At 62.3% G+C, this 14,464-nt stretch carries 12 protein-coding genes; all 12 read left to right on the top strand.

The genetic code is table 11. From position 1 onward, the window contains the following. Window positions 1-41: 41 nt before the first annotated feature. The 12 genes from GSQ92_RS18790 to GSQ92_RS18735 all read left to right on the top strand — a co-directional run bounded on the left by GSQ92_RS18790 (window position 42) and on the right by GSQ92_RS18735 (window position 14,455). Window positions 42-1,430, top strand: a complete 1,389-nt coding sequence (locus GSQ92_RS18790; RefSeq protein ID WP_158804764.1) for a S41 family peptidase — start codon at window positions 42-44, stop codon at window positions 1,428-1,430. Between the two features lie 10 nt (window positions 1,431-1,440). Then, on the top strand, window positions 1,441-1,935 hold the full coding sequence (locus tag GSQ92_RS18785) for an RNA pyrophosphohydrolase (protein WP_158804882.1): 495 nt from the start codon (window positions 1,441-1,443) through the stop codon (window positions 1,933-1,935). 945 nt (window positions 1,936-2,880) lie between these two features. Continuing rightward, window positions 2,881-3,552, top strand: coding sequence for a dienelactone hydrolase family protein (locus GSQ92_RS18780; protein ID WP_158804765.1), 672 nt, complete (start codon window positions 2,881-2,883; stop codon window positions 3,550-3,552). A 242-nt stretch (window positions 3,553-3,794) separates the two neighbouring features. Next, complete coding sequence (locus GSQ92_RS18775; RefSeq protein ID WP_216850397.1) at window positions 3,795-6,170, top strand: phosphoketolase family protein; 2,376 nt, start codon at window positions 3,795-3,797, stop codon at window positions 6,168-6,170. Then, window positions 6,167-7,306, top strand: coding sequence for an acetate/propionate family kinase (locus tag GSQ92_RS18770; RefSeq protein ID WP_216850399.1), 1,140 nt, complete (start codon window positions 6,167-6,169; stop codon window positions 7,304-7,306). Before GSQ92_RS18775 ends, GSQ92_RS18770 begins: the two co-directional genes overlap by 4 nt. 65 nt (window positions 7,307-7,371) lie before the next feature. Then, on the top strand, window positions 7,372-8,019 hold the full coding sequence (locus GSQ92_RS18765; RefSeq protein ID WP_158804767.1) for a 2OG-Fe(II) oxygenase family protein: 648 nt from the start codon (window positions 7,372-7,374) through the stop codon (window positions 8,017-8,019). Then, window positions 8,019-8,813 carry a DeoR/GlpR family DNA-binding transcription regulator gene (locus GSQ92_RS18760; protein ID WP_158804768.1) on the top strand — a complete coding sequence of 265 codons (795 nt, stop codon included), beginning with the start codon at window positions 8,019-8,021 and terminating at the stop codon, window positions 8,811-8,813. Before GSQ92_RS18765 ends, GSQ92_RS18760 begins: the two co-directional genes overlap by 1 nt. Before the next feature lie 203 nt (window positions 8,814-9,016). After that, entirely contained in the window at window positions 9,017-10,561 is a 1,545-nt protein-coding gene (gene glpD / locus GSQ92_RS18755) for a glycerol-3-phosphate dehydrogenase (protein ID WP_174246702.1), read from the top strand. Next, complete coding sequence (locus tag GSQ92_RS18750; RefSeq protein ID WP_158804769.1) at window positions 10,558-11,664, top strand: ABC transporter ATP-binding protein; 1,107 nt, start codon at window positions 10,558-10,560, stop codon at window positions 11,662-11,664. Before glpD ends, GSQ92_RS18750 begins: the two co-directional genes overlap by 4 nt. A 10-nt stretch (window positions 11,665-11,674) precedes the next feature. Further along, window positions 11,675-12,769, top strand: coding sequence for an ABC transporter ATP-binding protein (locus GSQ92_RS18745; protein WP_158804770.1), 1,095 nt, complete (start codon window positions 11,675-11,677; stop codon window positions 12,767-12,769). Then, window positions 12,762-13,652 carry a carbohydrate ABC transporter permease gene (locus tag GSQ92_RS18740; RefSeq protein WP_158804771.1) on the top strand — a complete coding sequence of 297 codons (891 nt, stop codon included), beginning with the start codon at window positions 12,762-12,764 and terminating at the stop codon, window positions 13,650-13,652. The genes GSQ92_RS18745 and GSQ92_RS18740 overlap by 8 nt, the downstream gene beginning before the upstream one ends. After that, on the top strand, window positions 13,652-14,455 hold the full coding sequence (locus tag GSQ92_RS18735; protein ID WP_216850401.1) for a carbohydrate ABC transporter permease: 804 nt from the start codon (window positions 13,652-13,654) through the stop codon (window positions 14,453-14,455). The genes GSQ92_RS18740 and GSQ92_RS18735 overlap by 1 nt, the downstream gene beginning before the upstream one ends. Window positions 14,456-14,464: the final 9 nt, after the last annotated feature.

Raw genomic sequence — 14,464 nt, 5'->3', positions numbered from 1 at the left:
TTCGGGTACCGCCCCGGCTGCGCGGCACGAGGAAAGATCGGATGAAGTTTCGCTCAGGCTTGCTGCTTGGTGCCACTTTCGCGGCAGGGCTCGCCCTGACCCCAGTGTCGGACGTGCTTCTGCATCGCTATGGCGGCGACCTCTGGATCACCCATGCCCGGGCGGCCGAGGAAAGCGGCAGCGGCACCTACCAGCTGCTTAGCCTGTTCGGTGACGTCTTCGAGCGGGTGAAGGCCGATTACGTCGAGCCGGTGAAGGACAAGTCACTGGTCGAGAACGCCATCAACGGCATGCTTGCCGGCCTCGACCCGCATAGCGCCTACATGGACGCCCAGCAGTATCGGGACATGCAGGCGCAGACCGATGGCCAGTTCGGCGGCCTCGGGCTTGAGGTCACGCAGGATAACGGCGTCATCAAGGTCATCAGCCCGATCGACGGCACGCCCGCCGCCCGCGCCAACGTCAAGCCGAATGACTACATCATCGAGATCAACGGCAAGTCGGTGCAGGGCCTGGCGCTGGACGATGCCGTCGACATGATGCGTGGCCCGCCGGGGACGAAGATTTCACTGACGCTGAAGCAGGCGGACAAGCCGAAGCCCGTCGTGGTGACGCTGACGCGCGAAGTCATCAATGTGCCCTCCGTCCACCAGTCGCTCTATGGCGATGTCGGTTACATCCGCCTGTCGGTCTTCAGCGAGAATGCCGATCAGGGCATCCGGGACGCCATCAGCAAGCTCAAGGCCCAAGCCAAGACGCCGATCCACGGCTATATCCTGGACCTGCGCAACAATCCGGGCGGGCTATTGGATCAGGCGGTGTCGGTGGCAAACGACTTCCTCAACCAGGGCGAGATCGTCTCGACCCGCGCGCGTCATCCTGAGGATAGCCAGGTCTGGAGCGCCAAGCCCGATGGCGACATCGTCGGCGGCGCGCCGCTGGTGGTGCTGATCAATCCGGGTTCGGCCTCGGCGAGCGAGATCGTGTCGGGCGCCTTGCAGGATAATCGCCGCGCCATCGTTCTGGGCCTGCGCAGCTTCGGCAAGGGCTCGGTGCAGACGGTTATTCCGCTGCCGGGGAACGGTGCGATGCGCCTGACGACGGCGCGCTACTACACGCCGTCGGGCCGCTCGATCCAGGATCTCGGCATCACGCCGGATGTGCAGGTCGCCTCCTCCGACCACGAGGATGCGGATCTTCAGCCGCTGCGGGAGGCCGATTTGCAGCATGCGATGGAGAACCCCAACAGCAAGCAGCTGCCGCCCTTGCCGCCGCGCACGGATCTGCCGCCGCTGGCCCATGATATCGCGAGCAAGCCGCCCGCCGGCTGGCCGAAATTCGACGCCACCAAGCCCGCGACGGATTTCCAGCTTCAGGAGGCGATCAAGCTGGTGAACGCGATGCCCGGACAGACCCGCGCCTCCAACTGAGGTGGACGAGATGGTCTCGGCGGAGTCCCTGCCCTATCGCCCGAATGTCGGCGCGGTGTTGTTCAACCGCGCCGGCCGGGTGTTCGTTGCCCGGCGCGCGAAATTTCCCAACGCCGAGGGCCCGGCGGGCGGCTGGCAATTGCCGCAGGGCGGGATCGACGAGAACGAGGATCCGCGCGCGGCGGTATTGCGCGAACTGGCGGAAGAAATCGGCACCGACCGCGCCGAGATCATCGGCGAGCATTCCGAGTGGCTGTCCTATGACCTGCCGCCGGAGCTCATCGGCAAGGCGCTGCACGGCCGGTATCGCGGCCAGCGCCAGCGCTGGTTCGCGCTGCGCTTCACGGGCGAGGACAGCGACATCCGCCTGGACCTCGACCCGCATCCCGAATTCGACGCCTGGCGCTGGGACGAGCTCGCACAACTTCCCGAGCTCGCCGTTGGTTTCAAGCGCGAAATTTATGTGACTTTGGTGAAAGCGTTTGCTGAGTTTGCGGTTATTTGAGATTTTTGAGAATTCCGTGAGGCGCTAAGGTTTTTGGTTTTCCGCCCGCGGAAGGTATGAAGGCGATCGCGGCCCCACGGGAGACGGGGTAGGGGTAGGGGTACGGTTGGAAACAGCGAGGCAATGGGCGACGTAGGCGTCGGCAAAATCGAAGGCGGTACCACCCGTTGACCGAAAGTTGAAAAGCTTACGGCCCTACGGGGGATTCGGAAATTCGTTGTCTGGCGTCAGATGAGCTCAGGCGACTGCCCAAGCTCATCTTTGAATTGAAATTCGAAAATTGCGTGACTTAGGCGAAGCCGTTCGCCAAGTTCGCGTGTCTCGTTAAGACATACCCCAAGTGTGCAAAAAGTTGGCGGTTTGCAGTATCGCCGACTGGTACTCTTCTTCAGTCATACCGAGAGCCTGGCGTGAGCGGTCGCTGTCGAGGTAAGAAGAAGGCGAGCGCGACGGCGATGGAGACCTCGGGATTCCGCTTCTGGCAGCTTGTTGTTGGGCCGACCCTATTTAGGCCGCCATCCGAAAATCTTCTGGCCGAAGACTAGTTGTATAGACATGCTCAAACTGGTCGTTGATGTCACTGGTCGCACTAAAACCGGATTGACCCCCGTTAATAAGACCGTAGTCGCGAGCGCCTGACATGATTTTTCTCCTGTTGAGACCGCAAAATTTCCACAGTTCGCTTAAATTAAGATGAACGGTCCAGTGAAGGCTACGCGATTACGGTTTTGTAAGAAAGTTGTTCAACCCGCCAAATGGTATTTGCGGCATCGGAATGGCTGACCACGTCGCCATGGGGCTTGGGCGCAATTAGTTACAGCCCCCAATAGGTGTTGTGCGCCAGAATGGCTGTTAGCCCCTCACTATGGGCTCGCCTTTGTTGACCCCGAATTAAAAACGACCCACCGTTCCGCCTCGAAAACTGAACCTACCGGAGACTTCGCCATGTCCATGACCAAACTCACCGCCTCTGACGGCCACAGCTTCGGGGCCTACACCGCCGGTGCTAATCATCTGACGGTCGGCCTCGTCGTCGTGCAGGAGATTTTTGGCGTCAATCCCCACATGCGCCATGCGAGCGATGTGCTCGCCGCTGCCGGGTTCAAGGTGATCTGCCCGGCGGTCTTCGACCGCGCCGAGCGCGATGTCGAGCTCGGCTATACCGGCGAGGATATGCAGAAGGGCGTCGCCCTGCGCGGCAAGATCAAGGATGCGGATACGCTGCTGGATCTCGAGGCCGCGGCGACAGCACTCGGCACGCCGCGCGTGGGGATTATCGGCTATTGCTGGGGCGGCACGCTTGCCTGGCTGGGAGCGACCCGGAGCACGAAATTCCACGCGGCCTCAGGCTGGTACGGCGGCGGCATCGCGGCGGCCAAGACCGAGACGCCGCATTGCCCCGTGCAATTGCATTTCGGCGCCAAGGACGACCACATTCCGCTAACCGATGTCGAGGCAATCCGCCAGGCCCAGCCGGGCGTGGAAGTCTTCGTTTATGACGCGGGCCACGGCTTCGGCTGCGAGGAGCGCGGAAGCTTTGACCAGGCGAGCTACGATCAGGCCCAGGCGCGCAGCCTCGCCTTCTTCCGCAAGCATCTCGGCTCGACCGCCAACTAAAGCCAGAGGCTTTTCCGGACGCGGCGGAAGTTCTCCGCCCGTCCGGTCTAGGTGGCGCTCGGACGGCGCACCGTCATCATCTTGCAACACTACACGCTGATAGCTCGCCGTTTTGACAGGCGAGGGCCGCAGGCTGTACGGTCGCGCGTCGTCTTCGACTTCGCGTAAAGCGATCCAAGGCCCAGATGGCGGGATCTGACCCTCTCCCCGCCTTAGCTCATCGCTCGATTTAACGCCTGTCGATGTTGGAGGCCCTGATGGCCCAGCCTTTGTCACCCGAACTTCTTGAGAAAATGCATGCCTATTGGCGCGCAGCGAATTATCTTTCGGTGGGGCAGATTTATCTGCAGGACAATCCGCTGCTCGAAAAGCCGCTCACGATGGATCATGTGAAGCGAAGGCTTCTGGGGCATTGGGGCACCACACCCGGGTTGAACATGCTCTATATCCATCTCAACCGGCTCATCAAAGATCATGACCTGAACATGATCTATGTCATGGGCCCAGGCCATGGCGGCCCCGGCATCGTGGCGCAAACCTATCTCGAAGGGTCTTATACGGAGCGCTATCCGGCGATCGAGCGCAGCCGCAACGGGCTGCACCGGCTATTCCGCCAATTTTCCTGGCCCTATGGAATTCCCAGCCACGTCGCGCCGGAAACGCCTGGCTCGATCCATGAGGGCGGCGAGCTTGGTTATTCTCTGGCGCACGCCTATGGCGCGGCTTTCGACAATCCGGATCTGATCGTCGCCTGCGTCGTCGGCGATGGTGAGGCCGAGACCGGCGCGCTGGCAACAAGCTGGCACTCCAACAAATTCCTCAATCCCGCGCGTGATGGTGCGGTGCTTCCGATTCTTCATCTCAACGGCTTCAAGATCGCCAATCCGACGATCCTGGCCCGGATCAGCCGCGAGGAGCTTACCTCACTGTTCCAGGGCTACGGCTACGAGCCGCATTTCGTCGAGGGCGACGATCCGCAGCTAGTGCATCAGGAACTCGCGGCCACGCTCGACACCATCTACGAAAAAATCCGCGTGATCCAATCGGAAGCGCGCGCCGGCGACGCGAAGGATGTGCGGCGCCCGCGCTGGCCGATGATTATCTTCCGCACGCCGAAAGGCTGGACCGGACCGAAATTCGTCGACAACAAGCCCGTTGAGGGAACCTGGCGCGCCCATCAGGTGCCGATCGCGGACTTCAAGAACCCCGAGCATCTGCGGCAACTCGAAGACTGGATGCGGAGCTACAAGCCCGAGGAACTCTTCGACGCAGACGGCAAGTTTTTCGACAAATACGCGGAGATCGCGCCGACCGGACAGCGCCGCATGGGTGCTAATCCGCATGCCAATGGCGGCGAACTCCTCCAGCCGTTGTCGATGCCGCATTTCCGCGACTATGGCGTGAAGATGGATGCGCCCGGCACGGTTCACGCGGAAGCGACGCGGGTCTTGGGCCATTTCCTACGCGACGTGATGAAGCTCAGTCTCGGCAAACGCAATTTCCGGGTCTTTGGCCCGGACGAGACGGCATCGAACCGGCTGGAAGCCATCTTCGAGGTCGCCGGCAAGGAATGGATGGCTGATGTCGAGGATGTCGACATCAATCTGAGCAAGGAAGGCCGTGTCATGGAGGTGCTGAGCGAGCATCTCTGTGAGGGCTGGCTCGAAGGCTATCTCCTCACCGGGCGGCACGGCTTCTTCTCCTGCTACGAGGCCTTCATCCACATCATCGATTCGATGTTCAACCAGCATGCGAAATGGCTGAAGGTGACACGGAAGATTCCGTGGCGCGAGCCAATCGCGTCGCTGAATTATCTGCTGTCCTCGCATGTCTGGCGCCAGGATCACAACGGCTTCTCGCATCAGGATCCCGGCTTCATCGACCATGTTGCCGCCAAGAAGTCCGAGATCGTCCGCATTTATCTGCCGCCCGATGCGAACACGCTTCTATCGGTCGCCGACCATTGCCTGCGCAGCCGCAATTACATCAACCTGATCGTCGCTGGAAAACAACCGGAGTGGCAGTGGCTCGACATCGATTCCGCCACGCGCCACTGCGCGGCTGGTGCCGGGATCTGGGATTGGGCGAGCAATGATGATGGCGATCCCGATGTGGTGATGGCCTGCGCCGGGGATATTCCGACGCTGGAAACCATGGCCGCCGTCACGCTGCTGCGCAGATATGTTCCCGACATCCGCATCCGCGTCGTCAACGTGGTTGACCTGATGATATTGGAGCCGCAATCCGAGCATCCGCATGGCTGGGAAGACGAAAGCTTCGATGAGCTCTTTACCAAGGATAAGCCGGTCATCTTCGCGTTCCACGGCTATCCGGGCATCATCCACAAGCTGACCTATCGCCGGCACAATCACGACAACATCCATGTGCGCGGCTACAAGGAAGAGGGCACGACCACAACGCCCTTCGACATGGTGGTGCTGAACAACCTCGACCGCTTCCAGCTCGCGCTCGATGCCATCCGGCGCATTCCACGTCTCGCCGATCAGGTGGAAGCCGCGACGGCGCGTTACTGGACCGATATGGAGCGCCACAAGCTTTATATCAGCGAACATGGCGACGACATGCCGGAGATTCGCGACTGGCGCTGGATCGCGTGAACGATCGGCATGAGATGGAGGTACTCGCTCTCAACAGCGGCTCCTCCTCTCTCAAGTTTGGGCTATATCGTGTCGGCTCCACGCGGGCCGAATTACTGGTCACCGGGGAAGCCGAGTCGATCGGCGACCCCGGCGGCAAGCTCAGCGCGAAAGATGCGCATGGGAACAGCCTGCTATCCGAGACGGCATCGCTTCCGAGCCAGAAAGAAGCGATCGCGCGTATCGGCAAGCTTCTCGCCGATACCAAGCAGCCCTCGCCCAAGGCGATTGGCCATCGCATTGTGCATGGTGGCCCCAAGCTGCGGCAGCACTGCATCATCGATGACACTGTTCTCGATGAACTGAAGGCCGCGACAGCCTTCGCGCCGCTGCACACGCCGTCCGCGCTGGCGGTCATCCGCTTCGCGCAGGAGCATTTTCCTGGGCTACCGCAAGCCGCCTGTTTCGACACCACCTTCCATGCCGCAATGCCGGATGTCGCGCGGGTTCTGCCAATACCGAAAGTGCTGCTCGCGGAGGGCATCCAACGCTACGGCTTCCACGGCCTCTCCTGCGAATCAATCCTCCACCAACTTGGAAGCGATCCGCCGCGCCGTTTGGTGATCGCCCATCTCGGCAATGGCGCGAGCGTCACCGCTGTACGCGACGGCAAATCCATCGATACCAGCATGGGGCTGACACCGACCGGCGGTATCATCATGGGCACACGCACCGGCGACCTCGATCCCGGCGTGCTCGTCTATCTGATGCGCGAGAAGAAATTCGACGCAGCCAAGATCGAGGATCTCGTCGATCACCGATCCGGCCTGCAAGGCATCTCGGGCATCGGCCATGACATGCGCGGCCTGCACGAGGCAGCAGCGACCAACCCCGATGCACGCCTCGCCATCAGCATGTTCTGCTATTCCGTGCGCAAGCAAATCGCCGCGATGATCGGCGCGCTCGGCGGTGTCGATATGATCGTGTTCGCCGGCGGCATCGGCGAACACGACGACGCGGTGCGAGCGGAAATCTGTGACAACCTACCCTGGATTAGCGGCACCGCTTCCGGCTGCTCAGTGCGCGTCATCCCTTCACAAGAGGACGAACAAATCGCCCGCCACAGCTTCGCATTGTCGTCAGCCGCCCCGCGCTAGCCCGCCAGCGCCGCTTGACATCGCCCCGACCCGCGATCAAAGGCCGACCGGGGAGATAATAAACCATGGCCCGCCTCGACATCGCCGTTCGTGGACTCTTCGCGACGCCGGTCGCGGCGGTCGAGCTGCCGGATGCGGCGGCCCGCAATGCCGAACTCGCCGAGATCATCCTCCGCCGCCGGGCCGAAACGCCCTCCGTCCAAGCCTCCAACGCCGGCGGCTGGCATTCCGATCGCGACATCATCGAATGGGGCGGCCCGCGTATCACCGAAATCCTGACCCTCGCGCGGCAGGTCGCGAACCATCTCACCGCCGACCGTCAGGGCAAGCCCATCGCCCCGAGCTGGACCATGCAGGCCTGGGCCAATGTGAATGGACCCGGCGCCGGCAATATCAGCCACTACCATCCCGGCAGCTTCTGGTCCGGCACCTATTACGTCGATGATGGCGGCTGCGCGGAGAATCCCGCGCTCGGCGGCGAGTTCGAAATGCTCGATCCGCGCGGGCCCGGCCCCGGCATGTACGCCCCGGCGCTGAAATTCGCCGGCGAGGATGGCGCCTCGGTCGGCGCGGGGGAAACCATCCGGCCACGGCCTGGCCTTTTGTTCCTGTTCCCCTCCTGGCTCTTCCATCAGGTCCGCCCCTATCGCGGCGACGCGCTGCGCATCTCCATCGCCTTCAATCTGGGCCTGCCGCAAAGCGAGCGCGGTTGATGGCGGAGCTGCCGCGCCCCGTCTCCCGCCGGCAGCAGGAGATCGCGACGCTCATCCGGGAGACCGGCCGGGTGGCGGTGGAGGAGCTGGCCGCGCGCTTCGCCGTCACACCTCAGACCATTCGCCGCGACCTCAACGACCTCAGCGAGGCGCGGATCATCACCCGTACCCATGGCGGAGCGGTGGTCGGTTCCGGGGTCGAGAACCTCGCCTATGACGCGCGTAAGCTGGTGGCGCGGAGCGAGAAGCGACGGATCGGCGAGGCCGCCGCGGCGCTCATCCCCGACCACTCCTCGCTCTTCATCAACCTCGGCACGACGACCGAGGAGGTGGCGCAGGCGATTGCCGGGCGTCAGGGTTTGCTGGTCATAACGAACAATATCAACGTGGCAAACGCGCTTTATCGCAATACCTCGATCAGCGTGATCATCGCCGGGGGCACCATCCGTGCGAGCGACGGCGGCGTAGTGGGCCGCATGGCGGCAGAGGTGATCCGGCAGTTCAAGGTCGATACCGCCGTGATCGGCACCTCGGCGATCGACGCGGATGGCACGTTGCTCGATTACGACATCCGCGAAGTGCAGGTCTCGCGGGCCATTATCGAAAACGCTCGGCGGGTGGTGCTGGTGACCGACAGCAGCAAATTCAGCCGCCGCGCCCCCGTGCGGATCGGCCGGCTCGACGAGATCGACGTGCTGGTGATCGACCGCCTGCCCTCCCCGGAGATCGCCGAAATGTGCCGGAGGATGGAAATCGAGGTGATCGAGACAGGCGGCGGGCCGGAGGAGGATTAGTTTTCGGGTCGGCTACGCCGTCGCCCTTGCTATCACAACCGTCATGGCACGCCTTCGCGTGCCATGACGGAGGCGCACGCCCCTGCCCCAGCGCAAAACTCGCAAAAATGCTCGTTTTGGTCGCTTGCGTGTTCGTTTTTTTCGTGATGTAGTCTGATCCGAACGGGCGCACGAAAGAACGCGCCCTGGGATGCGGAACTTCCTTGGACGCGAGCACTTCACCATCGATCTATGACCTCGCCATCATCGGCGGCGGCATCAACGGTTGCGGCATCGCCAGAGATGCGGCTGGCCGTGGGCTGAAGGTATTCCTGTGCGAGCAGCATGATCTCGGCTCGGGCACGTCCTCAGCCTCGACCAAGCTGATCCATGGTGGGTTGCGCTACCTCGAATATTACGAATTCCGCCTGGTGCGGGAGGCGCTGATGGAGCGCGAGGTGCTGTGGGGCATCGCGCCGCATATCGTCTGGCCGCTGCGTTTCCTGCTGCCCTATCACGCGAAGCTGCGGCCGCAATGGCTGCTGCGCACAGGGCTTTTTCTCTATGACCATATCGGCGGCCGCAAGAAATTGCCGCCCACGCGCACGGTGAATCTGACGCAGGATAAAGTCGGGCTTCCGCTCAAGCCCGAATTCAAGCGCGGCTTCGAATATTCCGACTGCTGGGTCGAAGATTCGCGCCTCGTCGTGTTGAATGCGCGCTCCGCCGCCGAATTGGGGGCGACTATCGCGTCGCGTACCCGCTGTGTCTCCGCTGAGCGCGAGGCCGGCCTCTGGCACCTAACGCTGCGCGAGGAAACGGGCGGCGACACTCGGACGATCACGGCACGCGCCCTGGTCAACGCCGCCGGCCCCTGGGTCGGCGAGGTCGCACATTCCGTCGTGCGCAGCAATCAGCGCGCGCCGGTCCGGCTGGTCCAGGGCAGCCATATCGTCGTGCCCAAGCTCTATGATCATGCTGGCTGCTACATCTTTCAGAATGCGGACAAGCGCATTTTCTTCGTTATTCCCTATGAGCAGGATTTCACGCTCATCGGCACCACCGACCAGGACTACAAAGGCGACCCGACCGGCGTGCATGCCACCGCCGAGGAGATCGCCTATCTCTGCGACTCCGCCAGCGAATATTTGCGGGTGCCGGTGACCTCCGACCAGGTGGTCTGGACCTATTCCGGCGTCCGTTCGCTCTATGACGAAAGCGGCACCACCGACGCACAGGCGGCGACCCGCGACTATGTTCTGAAGCTGGAAGCAGAGTCCGGCGCGCCGCCGCTGCTCTCGATCTTTGGCGGCAAAATCACGACCTTTCGGCGCCTTGCGGAATCCGCGCTGGCCCAGCTCGGGCCGCATTTGCCGAAGGTTCAGGGACGCGCTGCGGGCTGGACAGGACGCGAGCCCCTACCCGGCGGCGACTTTCCGAAGGAGGGCTTCGAGCCGGTTCTGCGCAGCGTCTGCTCGCGCTATCCCTTCCTGTCCGATCGCCTTGCCCGGCGGCTGCTGCGGGCCTATGGCACGCGCGTCCACATTTTGCTGAACGGCGCAGGTAGTCTGGCGGATCTCGGCCAGGTTTTCGGCGCGGATTTGACCGAGGCCGAGCTGCGCTACCTTGCCGAACACGAATGGGCGCGCACCGGCGCCGACGTCGTGTGGCGGCGCAGCAAACTCGGTCTTCGGCTGAACGAAAGCGAAATACTTGCGGTGGATGCGGCTTTGGCGGACATGATTGCCGTTAGGGAGACGGCAAAATGAGTTTGGTACTCGATCACGTCGGGCTGACGGTGGGGCAGGAGGTCGTGATCAACGATGTCTCCCTCACTTTCGAGCGCGGCACCATGAACGTGCTGCTCGGGCCCACGCTCTCCGGCAAAACGACTCTGATGCGGCTGATGGCCGGTCTCGACAAACTGACCGCGGGCACAATTCATGTTCATGGCAAGAATGTCGCCGGCATCCCCGTGCGCCGCCGTTCGGTGGCCATGGTCTACCAGCAATTCGTCAATTACCCGTCTCTGACGGTCTACGAGAATATCGCCTCGCCGCTGCGCGTCGCCGGTCTGCCGAAGGCCGAAATCGAGGATCGTGTGACTGAGGCATCCCGCGTGCTGCGGCTCGATCCCTTTCTCGATCGCCTCCCCGCCCAGCTTTCAGGCGGCCAGCAGCAGCGTACCGCAATCGCCCGCGCGTTGGTGAAACGCGCCGAGCTCGTGCTGCTCGATGAGCCGCTCGCCAATCTCGACTACAAGCTGCGCGAGGAATTGCGCGAGGAATTGCCCCGCCTTTTCGCCGAAAGCGGCACCATCCTGGTGTACGCCACCACCGAACCCGCCGAGGCGCTGCTCCTCGGCGGCACCACGGCGACGCTGTGGCAGGGTCGTGTGACCCAGATCGGCGCCACGCCCTTGGTTTATCGCAAGCCGGCGAATATAGATGCCGCGCGAGTTTTCTCTGACCCGCCCCTCAATGAAATGGGCGTGACGAAATCGGCGAGTCAGGTAACACTTTCCGATGGTCGCGCGCTGACTTCTGACGCTTTGCTCGCCGGTCTGCCGGATGGGGCGTACCGGATTGGTTTCAGGGTCGAGGATGCGCGCATCGGGCCGCCGACCGGTGCCACTGACGCTTTTCCAGGTGTCGTGTCGGTCACCGAGATCAGCGGTTCGGAGAGTTTCGTGCATCTTGATGTCGGCTTCGCAACCTGGGTCAGCCTCGTCCTCGGTGTGCATGATTGGCAGCCGGGCGCGGCCGCCGAGATTCGTATCGATCCGCGACGCGTCTTCGTTTTCGATGCCGCCGGTCTGTTGCTGCGTGCGCCGGAGGCGATGTCCGTGTCGCCCCTCGCGGTCATGGCTTGAGGGCGCGCGCATGGCAACGATCACTCTCGACCATATCGCCCACGCCTACCCGGGACCCTCGGGCGCCGAAAAGCGCTATGCCCTCAAGCCGATCGAGCATGTCTGGCAGAATGGCCGGGCCTATGCGCTGCTCGGCCCCTCAGGCTGCGGCAAGACGACGTTGCTGAATATCATCTCCGGGCTGGTGATTCCCTCGGACGGCCGGCTGCTATTCGACGGCCAGGATGTCACACGGCTGCCGACCGAGAAGCGCAATATCGCACAGGTCTTCCAGTTCCCGGTGATCTACGACACCATGACGGTCGCGGAGAATCTCGCATTTCCGCTGAAGAACCGCGGCATGGAGCGCCGGCTGATCGAGGCGCGCGTCGCGGAAATCGCCGAATTGCTGGATCTCACCCCGGTGCTGCGCCGCCGCGCCCGAGGGCTTACCGCCGATGCGAAACAGAAGATCTCGCTCGGCCGTGGCCTCGTGCGGTCGGATGTCTCGGCCGTGTTGTTCGATGAGCCGCTGACGGTGATCGATCCCGCGCTGAAATGGGAATTGCGCTCGAAGCTGAAAGCAGTTCACCAGGCGCTTGATATGCTCATGATCTATGTGACGCATGATCAGGTCGAGGCACTGACTTTCGCCGATGAGGTCGTCGTCATGAAGGATGGCGCGGTGCTGCAGATCGGCACGCCGGCGGATTTGTTCGAGCGGCCGGCCCATAGTTTCGTCGGCTATTTCATCGGCTCGCCCGGCATGAACTTCCTGCCCGCCGTGATCGAGGGACGGCAGGCGGTTGTGGACGGCCAGCGCTTCGACCTCGGCGCGCAATACGCGCTGCCGGCCGGCGACGTGCAGATCGGCTTCCGCCCCGATTATGCGACCGTAACGGCGAGCGGCGGCATTCCCGTCAAGCTACAACGCATCGAGGATCTCGGCCGCCGCCGCCTCGCCCGCGTCACGCTGGGCGGTCACGGCCTTGTCGCCACTTTGCCGAATGACGTGACGCTGACCGGTGAAGCGGCGGGGTTGCATGTCCAGCCCGGCCATCTGCATGTCTATGTCGATGAGCATCGCATCGAAGGCCAACGGATGACGGAGCCGCTCCATGCTTGATAAACCATGGAACAACCGGGCGTGGTTTTTCGTCATCCCGGTGCTGGTCTTCGTCCTTTTCTCCTCGATTATCCCGATGATGACGGTCGTGAACTATTCGGTTCAGGACACCATGGGGCAGAACAATTTCTTCTGGAACGGCGCTGCCTGGTTCCAAAATCTACTCGACCCAACCACGGATATCGGCGGCCGATTCGCGGCCGCGCTGGTGCGCAACCTCATTTTCTCCCTCGTGGTGCTCTGCATCGAGCTGCCGCTCGGCATCGCGGTCGCCATCTGCATCCCACGTCATGGCTGGAGAGTTGGCGCCGCTTTGGTGCTGATCGCACTGCCGCTGCTGATCCCCTGGACCGTCGTCGGCACCATCTGGCAGATCTTCGCGCGACAAGATATCGGCCTGCTGGGAGCGGCACTCAACAGTGTCGGCATCCACTACAACGACACGCAGGATCCGACTTCCGCCTGGGCCACCATCGTCGTTATGGATGTGTGGCACTGGACCGGCATGGTGGCGCTGCTGGCCTATGCCGGCCTGAAGGCGATCCCTGATGCCTTTTATCAGGCGGCGCGGATTGACGGCGCCAGTCGCTGGTCGGTGTTCCGCAATATCGAGCTGCCGAAGCTGCAGAAGGTCTTGGTGATTGCGGTTCTACTGCGCTTCATGGAAAGCTTCATGATCTATACCGAACCCTCGGTGGTGACCGGCGGCGGTCCGGGTGAGGCCACCAGCTTCCTCTCGCTGGATCTCGTGAAAATCGCACTCGGCCAGGTCGATCTCGGCAATGCAGCGGCGATGTCGCTGGTTTATAACCTCATCACATTGTCCCTCTGCTGGATTTTCTTCACCGTCATGACGCAACTCGAGCAGCGGAAGGGTTCGTGATGCGTATCCAGGGCCGCGGCATCGCGATCACCATCTATCTCCTGGCCTTGTTCCTGCCGATCTACTGGCTACTGAACATGAGCTTCAAGACCAATGGCGAAATCATGTCGGGGCTCAACTTCTGGCCCCATCACGTAACGCTCCGCAATTATGCTCATATTTTCACGGACCCGGCCTGGTATCTCGGCTTTGTCCATTCGCTCACCTATGTCGCGCTCAACACAGTCATCTCTGTCTCTCTCGCGCTGCCGGCGGCCTACGCTTTCAGCCGCTACCGCTTCATCGGCGACAAGCACCTGTTTTTCTGGCTGCTCTCGAACCTGATGGCGCCGACGGCGGTCTATGCGATGCCGTTCTTTAATCTCTATTATTCGATCGGTCTGTTCGACACGGTCTGGGCCGTGGCACTCGCGCATTGCCTGTTCAACGTGCCTCTGGCGGTGTGGATTCTGGAAGGCTTCATTTCCGGCGTGCCGCGCGAGATCGACGAAACGGCGGCGCTGGACGGCTATTCCTTCCCGCGTTTCTTCATCAAGATATTCCTGCCGCTCATTGCCAATGGCATTGGCGTCGCGGCATTCTTTTGCTTCATGTTCTCCTGGGTCGAGCAGCTTCTGGCCACGACATTGACGACAGTTCATGCCAAGCCCATCGTTGCGGTAATGACGCGGGTGTATTCCGCCGAGGGAATGGATTGGGGCCTGCTCGCCGCCGCCGGGGTTCTCACCATGGTTCCCGGCGCGATCGTCATCTGGTTCGTGCGTAACCACATTGCCAAGGGCTTTGCCCTTGGTCGCGTTTGAGGAGGGCCG

The sequence above is a fragment of the Acidisoma sp. S159 genome (assembly GCF_009766125.1).
Classification (GTDB): Bacteria; Pseudomonadota; Alphaproteobacteria; order Acetobacterales; family Acetobacteraceae; genus Acidisoma.
This window is presented reverse-complemented; position numbering and strand designations above follow the sequence as displayed.